The sequence below is a fragment of the Burkholderia sp. 22088 genome (assembly GCF_052045915.1).
GTDB lineage: Bacteria > Pseudomonadota > Gammaproteobacteria > Burkholderiales > Burkholderiaceae > Burkholderia > Burkholderia cepacia.
Window position 1 is genome coordinate 86,611 of sequence record NZ_JBQEPY010000026.1, and the last position, 18,299, is coordinate 104,909.

17 protein-coding genes are annotated in these 18,299 nt (G+C 68.0%); 6 read left to right on the forward strand and 11 right to left on the reverse strand.

Going from position 1 to position 18,299, the window contains the following annotated elements; all coding sequences use genetic code 11:
- Positions 1 to 3: 3 nt before the first annotated feature.
- From ACTJLD_RS37430 to ACTJLD_RS37450, 5 genes are all read left to right on the forward strand, one after another.
- Positions 4 to 990 carry an ABC transporter permease subunit gene (locus tag ACTJLD_RS37430; RefSeq protein ID WP_440661274.1) on the forward strand — a complete coding sequence of 329 codons (987 nt, stop codon included), beginning with the start codon at positions 4 to 6 and terminating at the stop codon, positions 988 to 990.
- Positions 987 to 1,826, forward strand: a complete 840-nt coding sequence (locus ACTJLD_RS37435; RefSeq protein ID WP_027788939.1) for an ABC transporter permease subunit — start codon at positions 987 to 989, stop codon at positions 1,824 to 1,826. The genes ACTJLD_RS37430 and ACTJLD_RS37435 overlap by 4 nt, the downstream gene beginning before the upstream one ends.
- Before the next feature lie 116 nt (positions 1,827 to 1,942).
- The gene (locus tag ACTJLD_RS37440) at positions 1,943 to 3,508 is read left to right on the forward strand and encodes a DUF3138 family protein (protein ID WP_027788938.1); all 1,566 of its coding nucleotides are present in this window, start codon (positions 1,943 to 1,945) and stop codon (positions 3,506 to 3,508) included.
- Between the two features lie 112 nt (positions 3,509 to 3,620).
- On the forward strand, positions 3,621 to 4,925 hold the full coding sequence (locus ACTJLD_RS37445) for an NAD(P)/FAD-dependent oxidoreductase (protein WP_175900781.1): 1,305 nt from the start codon (positions 3,621 to 3,623) through the stop codon (positions 4,923 to 4,925).
- 24 nt (positions 4,926 to 4,949) lie between these two features.
- Complete coding sequence (locus tag ACTJLD_RS37450) at positions 4,950 to 6,251, forward strand: NAD(P)/FAD-dependent oxidoreductase (RefSeq protein ID WP_440661276.1); 1,302 nt, start codon at positions 4,950 to 4,952, stop codon at positions 6,249 to 6,251.
- 146 nt (positions 6,252 to 6,397) lie between these two features.
- Here the strand turns inward: ACTJLD_RS37450 and ACTJLD_RS37455 are convergent, their stop codons facing one another.
- The 9 genes from ACTJLD_RS37455 to ACTJLD_RS37495 form a co-directional block, all read right to left on the reverse strand.
- Positions 6,398 to 7,072, reverse strand: coding sequence for a DUF799 domain-containing protein (locus tag ACTJLD_RS37455; RefSeq protein ID WP_027788935.1), 675 nt, complete (start codon positions 7,070 to 7,072; stop codon positions 6,398 to 6,400).
- A gap of 10 nt (positions 7,073 to 7,082) precedes the next feature.
- A complete protein-coding gene (locus tag ACTJLD_RS37460) occupies positions 7,083 to 7,514 on the reverse strand; it encodes a DUF4810 domain-containing protein (protein WP_027788934.1) in 432 nt (143 codons plus the stop codon).
- A 56-nt stretch (positions 7,515 to 7,570) separates the two neighbouring features.
- Entirely contained in the window at positions 7,571 to 8,242 is a 672-nt protein-coding gene (locus tag ACTJLD_RS37465) for a CsgG/HfaB family protein (RefSeq protein ID WP_182670311.1), read from the reverse strand.
- Positions 8,243 to 8,890: 648 nt separating this feature from the next.
- Positions 8,891 to 10,249, reverse strand: a complete 1,359-nt coding sequence (gor, locus tag ACTJLD_RS37470; protein WP_060174228.1) for a glutathione-disulfide reductase — start codon at positions 10,247 to 10,249, stop codon at positions 8,891 to 8,893.
- 244 nt (positions 10,250 to 10,493) lie between these two features.
- A complete protein-coding gene (locus tag ACTJLD_RS37475; protein ID WP_027788932.1) occupies positions 10,494 to 10,718 on the reverse strand; it encodes a hypothetical protein in 225 nt (74 codons plus the stop codon).
- A 376-nt stretch (positions 10,719 to 11,094) separates the two neighbouring features.
- Positions 11,095 to 12,216: a porin gene (locus ACTJLD_RS37480; RefSeq protein ID WP_027788931.1), complete on the reverse strand. Its 1,122-nt coding sequence runs from the start codon at positions 12,214 to 12,216 to the stop codon at positions 11,095 to 11,097.
- A 316-nt stretch (positions 12,217 to 12,532) separates the two neighbouring features.
- Positions 12,533 to 13,234, reverse strand: coding sequence for a YoaK family protein (locus ACTJLD_RS37485; RefSeq protein ID WP_027788930.1), 702 nt, complete (start codon positions 13,232 to 13,234; stop codon positions 12,533 to 12,535).
- Between the two features lie 57 nt (positions 13,235 to 13,291).
- Positions 13,292 to 13,819 carry a chromate transporter gene (locus tag ACTJLD_RS37490; protein WP_043184629.1) on the reverse strand — a complete coding sequence of 176 codons (528 nt, stop codon included), beginning with the start codon at positions 13,817 to 13,819 and terminating at the stop codon, positions 13,292 to 13,294.
- Positions 13,816 to 14,454 (reverse strand): chromate transporter, encoded by a 639-nt coding sequence (locus ACTJLD_RS37495; protein WP_027788928.1) that lies wholly within the window; start codon positions 14,452 to 14,454, stop codon positions 13,816 to 13,818. Before ACTJLD_RS37495 ends, ACTJLD_RS37490 begins: the two co-directional genes overlap by 4 nt.
- A 96-nt stretch (positions 14,455 to 14,550) precedes the next feature.
- Between ACTJLD_RS37495 and ACTJLD_RS37500 the strand changes: the two genes are divergently transcribed.
- Entirely contained in the window at positions 14,551 to 15,435 is an 885-nt protein-coding gene (locus tag ACTJLD_RS37500) for a transcriptional regulator GcvA (protein ID WP_059700402.1), read from the forward strand.
- Positions 15,436 to 15,474: 39 nt separating this feature from the next.
- On the opposite strand, the gene ACTJLD_RS37505 is transcribed toward ACTJLD_RS37500, so the two are convergent.
- Complete coding sequence (locus ACTJLD_RS37505) at positions 15,475 to 16,782, reverse strand: solute carrier family 23 protein (protein WP_059523034.1); 1,308 nt, start codon at positions 16,780 to 16,782, stop codon at positions 15,475 to 15,477.
- 264 nt (positions 16,783 to 17,046) lie between these two features.
- Positions 17,047 to 18,282: a flagellar hook-associated protein FlgL gene (gene flgL / locus ACTJLD_RS37510; protein ID WP_059700405.1), complete on the reverse strand. Its 1,236-nt coding sequence runs from the start codon at positions 18,280 to 18,282 to the stop codon at positions 17,047 to 17,049.
- Between the last annotated feature and the right edge of the window lie 17 nt (positions 18,283 to 18,299).

Below are 18,299 nucleotides of genomic sequence, written 5' to 3' on the forward strand. Positions count from 1 at the left end.
ACGATGAGAACCTCCGCTTCCACTCCGTCCGCGCCGGTGTCCGCCGGCGCCGCGAGCACCGGTGCCGGCCGCGCGCGCCCGGGCCGTTTCTCCATGCTGTCGCGCTTCCTGCCGTCGGGCCGCAGCGTCGCGATCGGCGTGCCGTTCGTGTGGCTCGCGGTCTTCTTCGCGCTGCCGTTCGTGCTGGTGCTGAAGATCAGCTTCGCCGACCAGGTGATGGGCATCCCGCCGTACACGTCGCTCGTCGAGATCAAGGACGGCGTCGTGCACTTCGCGCTGCAGCTGTCGCACTACGCGTTCCTGCTGCAGGACGACCTGTACATCGCGACCTACCTCAGCTCGCTGAAGATGGCCGCCGTGTCGACCGTGCTGTGCCTGCTGATCGGTTATCCGATGGCGTACTACATCGCGCGCTCGGAACCGAATCGCCGCAACGTGCTGATGATGGCCGTGATGCTGCCGTTCTGGACGTCGTTCCTGATCCGCGTGTACGCATGGATCGGGATCCTGAAGGACGACGGCCTCCTGAACCACACGCTGATCGCGCTGGGCATCATCCACACGCCGCTGCGCCTCTATCACAGCGACGCGGGCGTCTACATCGGGATGGTCTATTCGTACCTGCCGTTCATGGTGATGCCGCTGTACGCGCACCTCGTGAAGATGGACCTCACGCTGCTCGAGGCCGCATACGACCTCGGCGCGAAGCCGTGGGTCGCGTTCACGCGCATCACGCTGCCGCTGTCGAAGAACGGGATCATCGCCGGCAGCCTGCTGGTGTTCATCCCGGCGGTGGGCGAGTACGTGATTCCGGAACTGCTGGGCGGCGCCGACACGCTGATGATCGGGCGCGTGATGTGGGATGAATTCTTCAACAACATGGACTGGCCGATGGCGTCCGCGGTGACGGTCGCGATGGTGATGCTGCTGCTGGTGCCGATGGCGCTGTTCCAGTACTACCAGGTCAAGGAACTGGGGGACGCGAAATGATCAAGCCGAGCAAACCGCTGTCGACGGGCGTTCTCGCCTTCGGCTTCCTGTTCCTGTACATCCCGATCATCAGCCTGGTGGTGTACTCGTTCAACGAGTCGAAGCTGGTGACGGTGTGGTCGGGCTTCTCGCTGAAGTGGTACAGCGCGCTGCTGGACGACGACGAGCTGCTGACCGCCGCGTGGCTGTCGCTGAAGATCGGCCTGTTGACGGCTACCGCGTCGGTCGTGATCGGCACGTGGGCGGGTTTCGTGCTCGCGCGCTTCGGCCGCTTCAAGGGCTTCACGCTGTACACGGGGATGATCAACGCGCCGCTGGTGATTCCGGAAGTGATCCAGGGCATCTCGCTGTTGTTGCTGTTCGTTGCGCTGGAGCAGATGTTCGGCTGGCCGAAGGGGCGCGGGATGGTGACGATCTGGATCGGACACGTGATGCTGTGCGTGTCGTACGTGGCGATCATCGTGCAGTCGCGCGTGAAGGAGATGAACAAGTCGCTGGAGGAGGCGGCGCTCGATCTGGGCGCGACGCCGCTGAAGGTGTTCTTCGTGGTGACGCTGCCGCTGATCTCGCAGGCGCTGCTGTCGGGGTGGCTGCTGTCGTTCACGCTGTCGATCGACGACCTGGTGCTGTCGGCGTTCCTGTCGGGGCCGGGGTCGACGACGCTGCCGCTGGTGGTGTTCTCGCGCGTGCGGCTGGGGCTGAACCCGGAGATGAACGCGCTGGCGACGCTGTTCATCACGGCCGTGACGATCGGCGTGATCGTCGTGAACCGGATGATGATCGCGCGCGAGCGGCGCCGCGTGGCCGACATGAAGGCGGCGTTCGCGGTGGCATGACGACGCACCTCCGGCTTCGAAGATAACAAGCAGTGCAGACAAGCAAGGCGCGCTGCCCCAGGGGGGGCGCGCGATTCGATCCCGATTTGACAGGCGCACGACAAGGAGAATCCGCAATGAAGAAGAAACTGATCTGCCTGCTGGTGGCCGGCGCGTTGCCGGGCATCGCGCTGGCCGACTCGACATCCGCCGAGATCAAGGCGCTGCAGGCGCAGGTCGCGGCGCTGCAGAAGCAGATGAAGGCGATGCAGGCGCAGCTTTCGGCGAAGGGCGGCACCGCGACCGCCCAGGCCGGCACGAAGGCCGCGCCGGTCGCCGTGGCCGTCGATCCGGGCTCGCCGGACTACGGCAAGGCGCAGGCGACGCTGACCAACGACGAAGTCGGCGAAATGAAGCAGCAGATCGCGAACCAGCAGCTGAAGGTCGATTCGCTGACGGACGCGGCCAACACGGGCCCGCTGGCCGGCCTGTCGGTCACGGGCTACATCGACCCGACCTACATCTACAACCGCGCGGCCGGTACGTCGTCGTTCCTGTTCGCGAACCACGAGAACGCGTACAACTACTTCAACAGCACGTTCGGCGATCTCTACCTCGACATCAAGAAGACCTTCGGCGTCGGCCCGATGGCGCCGTCGGCGGAAATCACGCTGATGCCGAACCGCGGCAACGGCATCACGCTGCTGCAGAACTCGCGCGGCTCGATCACCGACAACCTGCTGAACACGGCGGTCATCAACGTGCCGATCACCGCCGAGACGACGCTCGTCGCCGGTTTGATCCCGAGCTTCGGCGGCTACGAGGTGCAGCAGTCGAACCAGATGCTCACGCTCACGCACAACCTGCTGTACGATTTCTCGGATCCGGGCAGCTACGTCGGTATCGGCGCGAACTACACGAAGGGCAACTGGGCGTGGAAGTTCTTCCTCGGCAACGAGCAGTACCGCACGTACGGTTCGGTCACGCAGAAGGGCACCAACGCGCTCGGCGACCCGATCACGACCAGCAACAAGGTGCCGACCTTCACCGCGCGCGCGGACTACACGTGGTCGAGCGCGCTCGACATCGGCGGGTCGTTCAATATCGGGCGGCAGACGCTCGCAAGCGCGCTCGATGCGAACGGCAACGCCAACTACGGCCCGGGCGGGGCGGCACCGAGCGCGTACGGTTCGTTCTTCTTCGGTGAACTCGACGCGACCTACACGCTCGCCGACATTCAGTACAACGCGGAAGTCGACTACGGCCGTCAGCAGCATGCGGCGTTCAACGGCGGGCTCGCTCAGTGGTACGGCCTGTCGCTGCTCGCGCACCGCAAGTTCAACGCGCCGGTGGTCGGCCGCATGGGCGTGACGCTGCGCTACGACCTGCTCGCCAACTCGAAGAACGGCGGCGGCGGCGGCGGCATCGCGCTGAACGGCAACGGGATGGATCCGAGCAACGGCTTCGGCGTCGACGCGGACTGCCTCGCGCAGTCGAAGGCCGGCGGCGGCCTGGGCTTCGAGTGCAAGGGGGCGGTACGCCAGGACGTCGCGCTCGACCTGCTGTTCTATCCGACCCAGCAGATCACCGTGAAGGTCGAATACCGGCACGACTGGGCGAACAACAAGGTATTCCTGCGCAACGACGGGTCGTACGGCAAGTCCAACGACCTGCTCGCGACGCAGTTCATCTATTCGTTCTGACGCAGCACACGCGGGACGCCGTGCCGCGCGCACGGCGTCCCGCGCCGTTTTTACCGGCCGAAGCACGATGCATCGCGCATCGCGTGCCGGCCGCAACGAGGGAGTCGGTCTGATGACGCAGTCTTTCACCCGCCGCGCCGATGCGCTCGCGCGCGACTCGTACTACGAGGCGACGGCCGTGCGGCCGGCCGCCGACGACCCGGTGCTCGAGGACACGATCGACGTCGACGTCTGCGTGATCGGCGCCGGCTTCGCCGGCCTGTCGACGGCGCTCGACTGCCGCGCGCGCGGGCTGTCGGTCGCGGTCATCGATGCGCACCGGCCCGGCTGGGGCGCGTCGGGACGCAACGGCGGGCAGGCGATCACCGGCTTCGCGAAGGACGAGGAAATCGAGCGGCAGCTCGGCGCCGACGGCGCACGCGCCGCGTGGTCGCTGTCGCTCGACGGCGTCGCGCTGATCGCCGAGCGGATCGCGCGTTACGGGATCGACTGCGACTTCACGCGCGGCTACCTGACGGTCGCGACGAAACCGCGCCGCATCGACGACCTGCGCGCGTGGATGGACGCCGCGACCGGGCGCTGGGGCCATCCGTCGCTGTCGTGGCTCGACACCGGCGCGATCCGCGCGCGCATCGCGTCGACGCGCTATCTCGCGGGTGTCTACGATCCGCTGTCGGGCCACCTGCATCCGCTCAAGTACTGCCTCGGCCTCGCCGAAGCCGCGCGGCGCGAAGGCGTCGCGCTGTACGCGCACACACCCGCGCTCGACGTCGTGCGCGGCGCGCGGCCCGTCGTGCGCACGCCGTCGGGCGACGTGCGCTGCCGCTTCGTCGTGTCGTGCTGCAACGCGGGCCCGGGCGGCGTGCTGCCGGCCGCGACGGCTGCACGCATCGCGCCGATCGCGTCGTACATCATCGCGACCGAGCCGCTCGGCCAGGCACGCGCCGATGCACTGATCGCGCAGCGCGAGGCCGTGTGCGACAACAATTTCTTCCTCGACTATTTCCGGCTGTCGGCCGACCACCGGATGCTGTTCGGCGGCCGCGCGAATTCGGCCGGCGCGTCACCCGCCACGCTCGCCGAAACGATCCGGCGGCGCATGGTCGGCGTGTTCCCGCAGCTCGGCGACGTGCGCGTCGACCACGCGTGGGGCGGCTTCGTCGACGTCACGCGCAACCGCGCGCCGGATTTCGGCGCGCTCGATCCGAACTTCTTCTACGTCCAGGGCTTCAGCGGGCATGGCGTCGCGCTCACCGGCGTTGCCGGACGCGCGGTTGCCGGTGCGATCGCGGGCGACACGCGCGCGTTCGACCTGTTCGCACGCATGCGCCACCGGCGCTTCCCCGGCGGCGACGCGTGGCGGCAACCCGCGCTCGAGCTCGGGATGCTGTACCACCGCGTACGCGAGCTGTTCTAAGCCCATTTATCCGTCCTCCTGACCATGCAGACATTCGCCAACCAGCCGCACGTCGCGTCCTACTACGCGGCGACCGCCAACGATACGACCCGCCACGCGCCGCTCGCCGGCACGATCGATGCCGACGTGTGCGTGATCGGCGCGGGCCTCACGGGCCTGTCCGCCGCGCTCAACCTCGCCGAGCGCGGCCATTCGGTGACCGTGCTCGAAGCGTCGCGGGTCGGATGGGCGGCGAGCGGCCGCAACGGCGGCCAGCTGATCGGCGGGTTCGCGTGCGATATCGATACGTTTGCGCAGTTCATGCCGGAAGGCGACGTGAAGCGCATCTGGGACATGGGGCTCGAAACGCTGTCGCTCGTGAAGTCGCGCATCGCGCAACACGACATCGACTGCGCGCTGGTGCCCGGCTACCTGACCGCCGCAAACACCGAACGCGATGCCGATTCGCTCAAGCGCTGGCGCGACGAGGCCGCGAAGCGCTTCGGCTACGACCGCTTCCACTTCGTCGATGCCGACGAACTCGGCGACTACGTGCAGTCCGACCGCTATTGCGGCGGCCTGTACGACCCGGACAGCGGCCACCTCCATCCGCTGAACTACACGCTCGGCCTCGCGCGCGCAGCCACCGGTGTGGGCGTGCGCATCCACGAGGACAGCTGCGTGACGCGCGTGCGCGACGTCGCGGGCGGCCATGTCGTCGAGACGAGCGGCGGCAACGTGCGCGCACGCTTCGTCGTGCTCGCGTGCAACACCTTCGTCGGCACGCTCGCGCCCGCGCTGTCGAAGAAGATCATGCCGGTCGGCACCTACGTGATCGCGACCGAGCCGCTCGGCGAAGCGCGCGCCGCCGCGCTGATGCCGGCGCGCGCGGCGATCTGCGACAGCCGCTTCGTGCTCGACTATTTCCGGCCGGCGCCCGACACGCGGCTCGTGTGGGGCGGCAAGGTCAGCTATTCGACGCGGGAGCCGCGCGATCTCGCCGCGGCGATGCGCGCGGACATGCTGAAGACGTTCCCGCAGCTCGCGGACGTGAAGGTCGACTACGCGTGGGGCGGCTTCGTCGACATCACGATGAACCGCGCGCCGCACTTCGGCCGCATCGCGCCGACGATGTATTTCGCGCAGGGGTTCTCGGGGCACGGCGTGAACACGACCGCGCTCGCGGGCAAGCTGATCGCCGAGGCGATCGACGGACAGGCGAGCCGCTTCGACCTGTTCGACAAGATCCGCCATCGCGACTTCCCGGGCGGCGAGGCATTGCGCACGCCGGCGCTCGTGCTCGCGATGAGCTGGTACCGGCTGCTCGACGCGTTCGGCGTGCATTGAGCGGCGGCGCGGGCGACGAGCGCCGCCGCCCGCCATGCAAAACGGCCGCGCGAACGCGGCCGCCTGGTGCCGGATGTCGCGGCGCCGGCGCGGCAGGCAGGCGACCTGGCCTGCCCGACCGGCCGAAGCCGCTGCATCCGCGCGGGTCAGTCAGTCCCGTACTTCGGCGAGTGCGGCCCGTACAGCAACCCGTTCGGCGGCCCCGCCGACAACAACCTGCTGCTGGTCAGCCCGGCCACATCGTGCGCTTCGTCGGTCAGCGAATGCGCGACCTGCTTGACAGCCGCCTGCACCAGCATCCCGACGACACCGAACGCATTGACGCTCATGGAGTTGCCGACCTCCTTGCCGGTCGCACGGCCCTCGCCCTGCCACAGCACGTCGCCGCTCTTCAGGTCGACGAGCTTCGCCGACGCCGCGACCACCGTCGTGCTGTCCACCACCTGGTAGACGGAGCCGTATTGCGTGATCTTCGAATAGAGCGCGGCATCCGCACCGAAGATCTCGCGCAGCTTCGCCGGCGACGTGTTCTGGATCTCGGCCGCGTTCGCGAGGCCGTTCTGCTTGAAGGTCTCGTCCATCACCGCGACCGGCACCACGTAGTAGCCCGACTCGGCGAGCGGCTGCGTCATCTGCGACAGCACCCCGTAGGTCGCGCCGACATCGGTGGTCTCGTTGACCGGCGGCAGCACGAGGATCGAGCGCGGCTGGCTCTTCTTGAAGGCCGTGTAGTCGGGACGCTTGACGGGTTGCGCGCATGCGCTCAGCAGCGCGACGAGCGACAGCACGGACAGCAGCTTGAATGAAAGTGTCTTGATCATGGCACGCACGTTACTGTTGGGCGGGAGTCGGATCGGCTTGCTTCCGGCCGGCGATCGTCTGGTCGGCGGCCTTCGGGTTCGCGGCCTGCGGATTCACGGCCTTCTTCTTCATCAGGAAATCCATGTACGGCGCGGATTCCGGAAAGAGCGCCTTCTCGGCCTCGAACGACTGCGTGGCCTGTTGCCCGTTGCCGACGCTCGCGTAGAGCATCCCGAGATGCGCATGGAAGCCGGGCGGCGGCTTGTTACCCTTCGCGCGGATCTCCTGCAGCGCCTTCTCGAGCGCGTCGATCTGCTGTTGCGGCGAGCTTTGCCCCTTGAAGTATTCGTACACCTGCGGCTGATAGCCGTTCCACTGATAGAGCGGCGGCGTGGTCGGCGCCGCGCAGCCCGCGAGCAGCATGGCGGCCGCCGTCGCCGGCAGCCAGATTCCCCGTTTCATGGTCTTGTCTCTTTCGATGAGTGAGTGATTCGTCGAGCGCGTGCCGCGCACGGCGCTTACTGCGGCACCTTCAGCGTGCCGGCGTCGACCTGGTCGACGAGATGGTTCACGGCCTCCTGGATCGCGAGATCCAGCACCTTGCCGTTGAGCGTCGAGTCATAGCCGGCGGTGCCGCCGAAGCCGATCACCTCGCGGTTCGACAGGCTGAACTCGCCCGCGCCCTGGCTCGATGCGACGACTTCCGACGTCGTCGTGTCGACGATGTTCAGGTTGACCTTCGCGTATGCGACCTGCGTCTTGCCGCGGCCGAGGATGCCGAACAGCTGGTGATCGCCGACGTCCTTGCGGCCGAATTCGGTCACGTCGCCCGTCACCACGTAGTTCGCGCCCTTCACCGCCTGCGCCTTCTTCATGAAGCCGGCTTCCTGCTTGATCTCGTCGAGATTCTCGCGATCGAGCACGTTGAAGCGGCGGCTCTGCTGCAGGCGCGTGACGAGGATCGTCTTCGCCTGCCCGCCGAGGCGGTCGATGCCGTCCGAGAAGATGCCGCGCATGTAGCTCGAGCGGTTGTCGAACTTGCCGACCGCGATCGCGACGGGCTTGCCCGCGTACGGTTTCTGTGCGCTGCTCACGGCCGGCACGTCGAGCGTGCGCGACGATTCGGTCGCGCAGCCGGACAGCGCCGCAACGAGCGCCGCCGCCACGAGGACGGTGCGTCGTGTCTGAATGTTCACTGTTGGTCTCCTTGTGTGGAAAGATGGCCCGGAACGGGCACGCCGGCTCGCAAACGACCCGGCGGTCGAAACGGTTGCGGTGCGAACGGGGATGCGTGCATCGGCGCGATGGACGCACGCGCGTTCATCGCCGCACCGGCGGTGGCAGTAGATGAGTGAAAGGGGCGCGCAACCCGTGCGTTGCGACGACATGCGGATGCGCGGCGCGGTACGCGACAGGCTCGCGCGCGACGGCTACACCGTTATTCTGGTTACTGCGCTGTTGATCGCGCATGATCGGCCCCGTATATGATTTTTCGCGATCATATCAAGCCTGCTTATCAAGATGAGGAATCTTGATAATAGTTGACGATTTTCTTACTTATCCGACGCGCGCGGTCGAATCGGCGCAATTCCTCGCCGACAGGGGCTTTGCAGGCATGTGGACGCAGCGTGCCGATTTTCCTTTGTTGTCTCCGGCGATCGATCTCGAATCCGGCAATATCAAGATATATTGTCCGTACCGCCCATCCGCATTACCCATATCCCGAGAATAATCACCGAAATCCGGCTGCCTTTACCGCACCCGACGGGTTCGCCGGTCACGATGCATTCCGGCAATCCTGCCGCGCGCACGTACGAACGCGCGCGCATCCGCGCCCGCTAGTCGGCCACCTTCTGCCGCATCGTCACGAACTCCTCGGCCGCGGTCGGGTGAATGCCGATCGTGTCGTCGAACTGCGCCTTCGTCGCGCCCGCGCGAATCGCGATCGCAATCCCCTGGATGATCTCGCCCGCATCGCGGCCGACCATGTGCGCGCCGACCACGCGCTGGCTGTCGCGCGCGACGACGAGCTTCATCAGCGTGCGCTCGTCGCGGCCCGACAGCGTGTGGCGCAGTGCCTTGAACGACGTGCGGTAGATGTCGACGTCGCCGTCGTAAAGATCGCGCGCGGTCGCCTCGGTGAGACCGACCGTCGCGACCTCGGGCTGGCTGAACACCGCCGACGGCACCCATTCGTGATCGGCCGCGACACGCGCCCCCCCGAACAGCGTGCGGGCAAGCAACGCGCCGTCGCGCGTCGCCACCGGCGTGAGCTGCGGCCGCGACGTGACGTCGCCGATCGCATGGATCGACGGCACCGACGTCGCCGAATACGCATCGACGGCAATCGCGCCACGTGCGTCGAGCATCACGCCCGCCTGTTCGAGCCCGAGCCCGTCGACGTTCGGCACACGGCCGGTCGCATACAGCACTTGATCGTACGGTCCGTGCCGCGCATCGCCGACGCGCACGCTCAGCGTGCCGTCGTCCGCGCGTTCGATCGACTCGACCACCGCACGCGCATGGATCGTGACGCCCTGCTTCGTCATCTCGTCGGTGAGGAACTGGCGCACGTCGTCGTCGAAGCCGCGCAGGATCTTTTCGCCGCGATAGAACAGGTCGACGTGGCTGCCGAAGCCGTTGAAGATGCCCGCGAACTCGACCGCGATATAACCGCCGCCGACCACCGCGATGCGTGCGGGCCGCGCGGCGAGCGACAACGCCTCGCGCGACGTGATCGCATGTTCGATGCCGGGCCGCGCCGGCATCGACGGGCGCGAGCCGGTCGCGATCGCGATGTGGCGCGCGCGGATCGTGCGTTCGCCGATCGCGACCGTGTGCGCATCGACGAGCGTCGCGCGCCCGGCGTGCATCTCGACGCCCGATTGCCGCAGCAGATTGATGTAGATGTCGCTGAGCCGGTTGATCTCGCGATCCTTCGCGGCGATCAGCGCGGGCCAGTCGAGCGTGCCGGCGCCGAAGGTCCAGCCGAAGCCCTTCGCGTCCTCGACTTCGTGCGGATAGTGCGATGCGTAGACGAGCAGCTTCTTCGGGATGCAGCCGCGCAGCACGCAGGTGCCGCCGATCTGCTCTTCTTCCGCTATGCCGACGCGGGCACCGTACGACGCGGACATGCGCGCAAGCCGCACGCCGCCCGAGCCGGCCCCGATGACGAACAGGTCGTAGTCGAAATCCATCGCATTGCCTCATCGCAGTTCGGATGCAGGCACGATAGCAAGATTCCGGCATTCTTGCGGCACATGGTGCCGCCGCGCGCACGCCCAATAAAAAACGGCGAGAGACGTTGCCTCTCGCCGGTCAAACCGGCTGCCGAGTGTGCCATGCGTCACCGATCGACCGCATGCCCGACCTGCCGGCTGCGCGGCACCGGCCCGGCCGGGCGCGCGAAGGGCGCGCCCACGGCCGGACCAGCCGCCATGCTCATGCCTGCGACGTGTCGCTGCCGTCCGTCGCCTGCGTGTCGTCTGCCTGCTGCGGCTGCTCTTCCTTTTTCTCGAGCATGCCTTCGATCGCTTCCGCGCCCTTGAAGCCGGCGACGGCGGCTGCCGCCTTGGTCAGCAGGCCCGCATCCGGATCCAGCTTTTCCGCGCCTTCGACGGCGGCGATTGCGCCGGCGATTTCACCCACGGTGTTCAGGATACCCATCGTCATCCCCTTTCAAGAAAATCGTGAGCGCATCGTCCCACGAAAAAAAACCGGCGAACCGCGATTGTCATCACCGGATACACAAGTTACGCACCAGGCCGGCCGCGCTCGCCGAGCGTGACCGGAACGACGCACGCGCGAGTCTGGCGGCACGCAACGGGCGATGCACGCAGCGTAGCGGAAAGGCTTCGCGCGCACTGTAAAAGTATGTTCTGGATTGCCGACGGTTCCCTTACGGCGCGGGGGTCTCGTGATGGAGCATTCGCCGAATAGTCGTGCGCGCGTATGAAGGTCGCATGACGAAAAAAAAGAGGCGCCTCGCGGCGCCCCTTCGATGCATACCGGACGACTGCCGGCGCATGCGTTCCGACGTTCGTCAGAAGATATTGCGCAGGCCGATCGCGATGCCGGTCTGGTTGCTGCGGCCGGGCAGCTCGACGTTCGCCGCGCCGTTCGTCTTGTTGAAGTCGACGGTGCCGTAGATTTCCGTGCGCTTGCTGAGCGCGTACTCGGCGATGCCGACGATCGCGTAGCGGTTGCCGCTCGCGAGCGTGCCGTTCGTGGTCATCGCATTGCGCATGTGGTCGTAGTAGAACGCGCCCGTCAGCGTCAGCGGTGCGCTGACCTGCCAGCTCACGCCCGCGAACGGACCGTCGTCGATCCGGCCGGTGCCCTTCGCGACCGGAATCGACTGCTGGGCGAGCAGGCTGTCGACGAAGCCCGTGTCGTCCTTCGAGCGCAGGTAGCCCGCGTAGATCTTCGCCTTGCTGAACGCATACACGACGTTCGCGTGGTAGATCGTCTGCTTGCGCGCCGAGTTGTCGCTGTTCTGCTGCGCACCGGCCGCGATGCTGAGCGGGCCCATCACGTACGACAGCGACACGCCCCACGCATTGCCCTTGCCGAGCGAACCCGGGATCTGGCCCGAGAAGCCGCCGGCGCCGGTCGATTCGTAGTTGGTGCCGGTCGAGTACATCGCCTTCGCGGTCAGGCCTTCGAACTTGCCCGTGTACTTGATCTGGTTGTCCGCATACAGGCCGCCGCCGAGTGCGACCGGCAGCCACGCGTTTTCGAGGTAGTTGCCGACCGTCAGCGGATCGTAGGTGTCCGACAGCAGGTCGAACAGCGGCGTCTTCTGGCGGCCGAGGGTCACCGTGCCGTACGGGCTCTGCAGGCCGACGTACGCCGCGCGGTTGAACAGGCGGCCGCTGTCGGCGAATGCGCCGTTCTGCAGGTTCACGCCGCTTTCGAGGTTGAACACGGCCTTCAGGCCGCCGCCGAGATCTTCCGTGCCGTAGATGCCGAAGCGGCTGTTCGTGATCGCGCCGTTGGTCATCGACAGCAGGCCGTCGTTCTTGGCGTTGGCGTTGGTGAGGTAGCGAATGCTGGCGTCGGCGACGCCCCAGAGCGTGACCGAGCTTTGTGCGGCCGCGTACTGGCTGGCAAATGCGAGCGCGGCGCCCCCTGCGATGGCTGCGAGTCGTGTGGTCTGCTTCATGAGCTTTCCTGTTTGTAGGTGTCTCCGTTCATGGCCGGCCGCGTGCGCAGCCGGGTGGCGATCGCGCGCGTTCTTGGCGCGCGCGATGTGGGCTGAATCATATGACGACTGCAATCGCTGAAAGAAATTGAAATGCGCGGTAACGGCGGAACTGTCGCCCGCGCACAACGCCGCGCGCGCGAGGCGCGCCGGGCGGGCGTCGGATGCCGCACGGCATCCTCCGGCCACGCGGCTTACGGGATGTCGGGTCTGTAAGCATCGCCCCGCAGGCGCGGGGGAACGGGCAGGCGGCCGGAAGTGCCGGCGGGCGGCGCCGTCACGCCGCCGACGACGGCTCGCCGGGCGTCTCGCGCCGGCGCCAGGCGCGCCGGAGGATCTCCGCGAACGCACCGGCGAGCAGCAGCACGGCGCCCCACAGTGCGAGCTCCGGCACGAGCCGCGTGACGAGGCCGCCGATCACCGCGCCGGCCAGGAAGCAGAAGCTGATCGTCGCGAGCAGCGCCGAGTCGTGCAGCGCGCCCGCGTCGTAGCGCGGGATCAGCCCGACGAACAGCTTCTGCGCGGCGCGGCGCAGGTTGCCGGTCGTCATCACCGACGTGTACGACAGTTCCTCGAGATGGGTGAACGACAGCGTCTGCAGCGTCGCGACGAACGAAATGCCCGGAATCAGCCATGCGCTCGACGCGCCGACGAGCCCGCTCGCGGCGACGCCGAGAAACGCGATCTCGACGAGCAGGCTCGCGAATGCGGTATGCCGCATCCAGCCGCGCTGCGCGGCGAGGCCGAGCAGGTGCGCGACGAACACCGCGACCACGAAGCCGCCGAGCGGCGGCACGTGGTGCAGCGCGGCCGCCCATTCGCCGGCCGACACGTTGATGCCGAGCAGCGCGACGTTGCCCGTCATCGTGTTCGCGAATACGTGGCCGTGGCCCACGTACGTGTACGCATCGAGGTAGCCGCCGGACAGCGTCAGCAACGCGGCGACAGTGAGATTGCGGCTGGCGCCGTCGAGATCCATCGAGCCTCCCGTGAAGATTCGCGCCAGTATGGCGCACGGGACGTTACCGTGCGACGGTCATTGCCCGATACCCGTGAGCCCGATCAGCGCGCCGCCCGCGAGCAGCCACAGCGGATGGATGCGCGTGCGCCACGCGAGCACCGCGCACGCGGCGGTGATGCCCCACTGGATCGCCGTGCGGTTCGACGCCTCGGAGATCAGCACCGCGCTCGCCGCGACGAGCCCGGCCGTGACGGGCATCATCCCCTGCTGCACGTAGCGGCGCCACGGCCGGTCGCGAAAGCGCTCCCACGCATGCAGCGCGAGCACGGTGACGATCGACGACGGCCCGAACTTCGCGAGCGACGCGACCAGCAGCCCGCTCCAGCCGGCCACGTGCCAGCCGACCAGCGACACGATCATCATGTTCGGCCCGGGCGCCGCCTGGGCCAGCGCGAACAGCGCGGTGAACTCGTGCGCGCTCATCCAGTGATGGACGTCGACGACCTGCCGCTGCATCTCCGGCAGGATCGTGTTGCCGCCGCCGAATGCGAGCAGCGACAACTGGCTGAAGATCGTCGCGATGGCGATCAGCGTGTCGTTCATGGCCGGCCTCCCGGCTGCGTGTCGCGCGCCGCGGCCGGCGCCGGCTGCGGCGTGCCCGCGTCGCGGCGGCGCGACGCGAGCCAGATGCTGACGGGCGTCAGCACGAGCATCGCGGTCAGCAGCGGGATGCGCAGCACCGCGATCGCGACGAACGCGAGCGCCGCGATGCCGGCCGCCGCGCGTGCGTGCCGCAGCGGCTTCGCGACCTTCACGGCCATCGCGACGAGCAGCCCGGCCGCCGCGGCGGCGAGCCCCGCGAACAGGTGCTGCACGCGCGGATCGTTCTGCGTCTTCGCATACAGCACGCCGAGCGCGACGACGACGAGCGTCGGGCCCGCGATCAGCCCGAGAATGGCGGCGAACGCGCCGGCCACGCCGCGAAAGCGCATGCCGACGGCCACCGACAGGTTGATCACGTTGCCGCCCGGCAGGAACTGGCACAGCCCGAGCAGGTCGGTGAATTCGTCGGCGGAAAGCCACTTGCGCTCGTCGACGATGGTGCGCCGCGCGAACGGCAGCGCGCCGCCGAACGACATGAGGCCAAGCGACAGGAAGCCGGTGAACAACTCGGCGAGGCCGATGCGGCGGGGGGACGCGGCCGGCGGCGGGGCGGCGGGCGGAAAGGCGGATTGCATGGGGCTCCTCATCAAACGGTGAACCGAGGTTACCGCCGTTCGGCAGGCCTGCAAAACGATTTTATCGGCGCGCCCTTGTGATCTAGAATCACAAGCATGGCACGCGATCTCCCGCCCTTTTCCGCGCTTCGGGCCTTTGAAGCCGCGGCACGACATGAAAGCTTCAGCGCCGCCGGCGACGAGCTGCATGTGACTCACGGTGCCATCAGCCGCCAGATCGCCGGGTTCGAGGCATGGCTCGGCAAGCCGGTGTTCCACCGCTACGGCAAGCGCGTGAAGCTCACCGACGAAGGCCGCCGCTACCTGGACACCGTGCGCGCGGCGTTCGACAGCATCGCGCACGCGACCGAGCAGCTGCGCAACACCGGCGCGGCGCGCGTGCTGCGCATCAACGCGCTGCCGACCTTCGCGATGAAATGGCTATTGCCGCGCCTGTCGCGGTTCCAGCGCGACGTGCCGAACGTCGAGCTGAAGCTGTCGACGTCGAACGCGCCGCTCGACGCGCTCGACGGTTTCGACGTCGCGATCCGCCGCGGCCCCGGCCACTGGTCGAACTGCACGAGCGGCCACTTCCTCGACGAAAGCGTGATTCCGGTCTGCAGCCCCGCGCTGCTCAAACGCGCGCCGATCGCGCGCGCGGACGATCTCGCGCGCCACGTGCTGCTGCATTCGGATACGCGGCCGGAAGGCTGGCGCGACTGGTTCGCGGCGGCCGGCGTGGCGATGAAGGGGCGCAAGCGGCAGTCGTTCGACCACTTCTACCTGGCGCTGCAGGCGGCCGTCGACGGGCTCGGCGTCGCGCTCGGCCCGTTGCCGCTGATCGACGACGAGCTCGCGAGCGGCCGGCTCGTGATGCCGCTGGCGGGGCCGCGCATCGCGACGCGCAGCTACTGGTGGATCGCGCCGCGCGCGCCGGCCGACGATCCGCTCGTCGCGCAGTTCTGCGCGTGGCTGCAGGCGCAGTCGAATACCGGCGCGTGAGGCCGCGCCGGCGGGCGGCATCGCGCCGCCCGCTCCCGGTCAGACCACCGGGCCCGGTTCCTTTTCCTTGCGCAGGATCGCGTACAGGATGATCGCGCCGAACGTCGCGGTGCCGATCCCGCCGAGCCCGAAGCCGCCGATCTTCAGCGAGAAGTCGCCGGCGCCGAGCACGAGCGTGACGGCCGCGACGATCAGGTTGCGGTTGTCGGAGAAGTCGACCTTGTTGACGACCCAGATCCGCGCGCCCGTCACCGCGATCAGCCCGAACACGACGATCGACACGCCGCCGAGCACGGGGCCCGGAATCGTCTGGATCACCGCGCCGAACTTCGGCGAGAAGCCGAGCACGATCGCGATCAGCGCGGCGACCGCGAACACGAGCGTCGAGTAGATCCGCGTCACGGCCATCACGCCGATGTTCTCCGCGTAGGTCGTCACGCCCGTGCCGCCGACGCTGCCCGACACGATCGTCGCGAGCCCGTCGCCGATGAACGCGCGGCCCACGTAGCGATCGAGGCTGGTGCCCGTCATCGCGCTGACGGCCTTGATGTGGCCGAGGTTCTCCGCGACCAGGATCACCGCGATCGGCGCGAGCATCAGCATCGCGTGCGGATCGAACACCGGCGCGCGGAAGCTCGGCACCCCGAACCAGGCCGCGTGTCCGACGATCGAGAAATCGATCGGCTTGCCGAGCCCCATCCCGTTGGTCGCGACCGCATAGATCGCGTAGGCGATCACGAGCCCGACGAGGATCAGCAGGCGCTGCACCATGCCGCGCGAGAACACCGCGACGCCGCCGACGCACAGCACCGTGACGAGCGCCATCACCGATTCGAAGGTCGATGCGGACACGCCCTTGACCGCGATCGGCGCGAGGTTGAGCCCGATCACCGCGACCACCGCGCCGGTCACGACCGGCGGCATCAGCGTCTCGATCCAGCGCGTGCCGATCGCCTGCACCAGCGCGCCGAGCGCGACGTACACGACGCCGCACGCGACGATCCCGCCGAGCGCGACCGGGATGTTCGGGTTCGGGCCGCTGCCGCCGTAACCCGTCACCGCGATCACGAGGCCGATGAACGCGAAGCTCGAGCCGAGGTAGCTCGGCACGCGGCCGCCGACCAGCACGAAGAACAGCAGCGTGCCGATGCCCGACATGAAGATGCACAGGTTCGGGTCGAAGCCCATCAGCAGCGGCGCGAGCACGGTCGAGCCGAACATCGCGACGACGTGCTGCACGCCCATCGCGACCATCTGCGGCCACGGCAGGCGCTCGTCGGGGCCGACCACGCGCGATGCCGCGCCGGTCGATTGCACCCGCCAGCGCGGGAAGTAGGAATCGGACATGGGGAAAAGGGCTCCTGTCGGTCGGTCGCCGGCTGCGGAGGATGCGCCGGTCTGGAATCTGGCGCGAGTTTACGGAGCGGAAATGGGGCTGGCAAGCAGACCGACACGCGGGCCGGGGCGCGGCCGGGAAGAGGCGAAACGGGGCGCGATCGCGCGACCCGGCTGCCGGGCGGCCGCGCATCGGGGGCGAGCGAGCGGGCCGCCGGCGGTCGACACCGGCCGCGACGCAAGCGTGCGCTCACATCGCGGCCGGCGCGGCGTGCATCAGGGGTTGATGTACTGGAACAGCGACAGGTTCTGCAGCTGCGCGTAAGCCTTCTGCGAGCCCGTCAGCGCGTTCTGCATCTGCAGGAACTGGCTGATCGTCGACACCATGTTGGTGCTCGTCAGGTCGGACAGGTTGCTGGTGACCTGCAGCGTGTTGGTCTGGTTCACGGTCTGCATCGCCTTGATTTCCTGCTCGCGGCCGCCGACCGACGCCTGCACGGTGAGGACGTTCGTCATCATGTTGTTCAGCTTCGTCGTGCCGGTGGTCATCGCGTTCGCGAGCGAGGCCGCGGCGGACGTGTTGCTGCTGATCGGCACCTTCAGCGCGGCGATCATCGAGTCGAGCGCCGCGAACACGTCGGTGCCGGCCTTCGGTGCGGGCGTGACGGTGAACGTGTCGCCGGACGCCGGCGTTCCCGACACCGGCACCGACAGGCCGTTGCCGAGCGCGATCCCGGCGCCGGCCGAATACGGCTGCGCGGCGGTCGTGGTCGGCGGCACCACGGTGTTGTCGGTGACCGTATAGGTCGGCGCGGCGGCCGTGCCGCCGAACGTGATCGTGAACTGGTGCGTGTTGGTCGCGGCCGACGGGCTCGTGATCGACACCGCGCCGATCGTGCCCGTGCCCGTGTTGCCCGCGCCGGCGAACGGCACCGGCTGGCTGCCGAGCATCGGCACCGACAGGAACACGTTCGCGCCGTTGTCGCCCTGCGAGATCGCGCGCGTATCGGCGATCTGCACCTGCCGCGTGCCCGTGTCGCCGCTGTAGGTCACGCCGCCGCCCGGCGCGTTCGAGAACGGCGCCGTGGTCGACTGGAAGCCCGAAAACAGGTAGTTGCCCGAGCCGTCGGTCGAGTTCGCGAGCGTCAGCAACTGGTCGCGGTAGCCCTGCAGCTGCGTCGCTTGCGCCGCGCGGTCGCTGTCGGACAGCGAGCCGTCGCCGGCCTGGATCACGACCGTATGGATGTTGTTCAGCAGGTTGTTGACGCTGATGAGCGTCTGGTCTTCCTTCTGCAGCGACGACAGCGCGGCGTTCTGGTTCGACGCATACTGCGACAGCGTCGCCGACGTCATCGACAGCTGCACCGCCTGCGCGGCGCCGAGGGGGTTGTCGGCAGGCGTCGAGAGGCTCACGCCGCTCGAGATCTGCTGGTACAGCTGCGAGAGCTGCGCCTGCTGATCGTTCATCTGCGCGACGTTCATCTGGTAGAACTGCGTGGTGGAAATCCGCATCGCATCGATCCCCGAAA

Bases quoted from the DNA above. Each gene is read 5' to 3' on its own strand.
- ACTJLD_RS37445 (WP_175900781.1), top strand. From the start codon at position 3,621: ATGACGCAGTCTTTCACCCGCCGCGCCGATGCGCTCGCGCGCGACTCG.
- ACTJLD_RS37505 (WP_059523034.1), bottom strand. From the start codon at position 16,782: ATGTCCGATTCCTACTTCCCGCGCTGGCGGGTGCAATCGACCGGCGCG.
- gor (WP_060174228.1), bottom strand. From the start codon at position 10,249: ATGGATTTCGACTACGACCTGTTCGTCATCGGGGCCGGCTCGGGCGGC.
- ACTJLD_RS37495 (WP_027788928.1), bottom strand. From the start codon at position 14,454: ATGCAATCCGCCTTTCCGCCCGCCGCCCCGCCGCCGGCCGCGTCCCCC.
- ACTJLD_RS37455 (WP_027788935.1), bottom strand. From the start codon at position 7,072: ATGATCAAGACACTTTCATTCAAGCTGCTGTCCGTGCTGTCGCTCGTC.
- flgL (WP_059700405.1), bottom strand. From the start codon at position 18,282: ATGCGGATTTCCACCACGCAGTTCTACCAGATGAACGTCGCGCAGATG.
- ACTJLD_RS37500 (WP_059700402.1), top strand. From the start codon at position 14,551: ATGGCACGCGATCTCCCGCCCTTTTCCGCGCTTCGGGCCTTTGAAGCC.
- ACTJLD_RS37490 (WP_043184629.1), bottom strand. From the start codon at position 13,819: ATGAACGACACGCTGATCGCCATCGCGACGATCTTCAGCCAGTTGTCG.
- ACTJLD_RS37475 (WP_027788932.1), bottom strand. From the start codon at position 10,718: ATGGGTATCCTGAACACCGTGGGTGAAATCGCCGGCGCAATCGCCGCC.
- ACTJLD_RS37485 (WP_027788930.1), bottom strand. From the start codon at position 13,234: ATGGATCTCGACGGCGCCAGCCGCAATCTCACTGTCGCCGCGTTGCTG.
- ACTJLD_RS37460 (WP_027788934.1), bottom strand. From the start codon at position 7,514: ATGAAACGGGGAATCTGGCTGCCGGCGACGGCGGCCGCCATGCTGCTC.
- ACTJLD_RS37450 (WP_440661276.1), top strand. From the start codon at position 4,950: ATGCAGACATTCGCCAACCAGCCGCACGTCGCGTCCTACTACGCGGCG.
- ACTJLD_RS37430 (WP_440661274.1), top strand. From the start codon at position 4: ATGAGAACCTCCGCTTCCACTCCGTCCGCGCCGGTGTCCGCCGGCGCC.
- ACTJLD_RS37440 (WP_027788938.1), top strand. From the start codon at position 1,943: ATGAAGAAGAAACTGATCTGCCTGCTGGTGGCCGGCGCGTTGCCGGGC.
- ACTJLD_RS37480 (WP_027788931.1), bottom strand. From the start codon at position 12,216: ATGAAGCAGACCACACGACTCGCAGCCATCGCAGGGGGCGCCGCGCTC.
- ACTJLD_RS37435 (WP_027788939.1), top strand. From the start codon at position 987: ATGATCAAGCCGAGCAAACCGCTGTCGACGGGCGTTCTCGCCTTCGGC.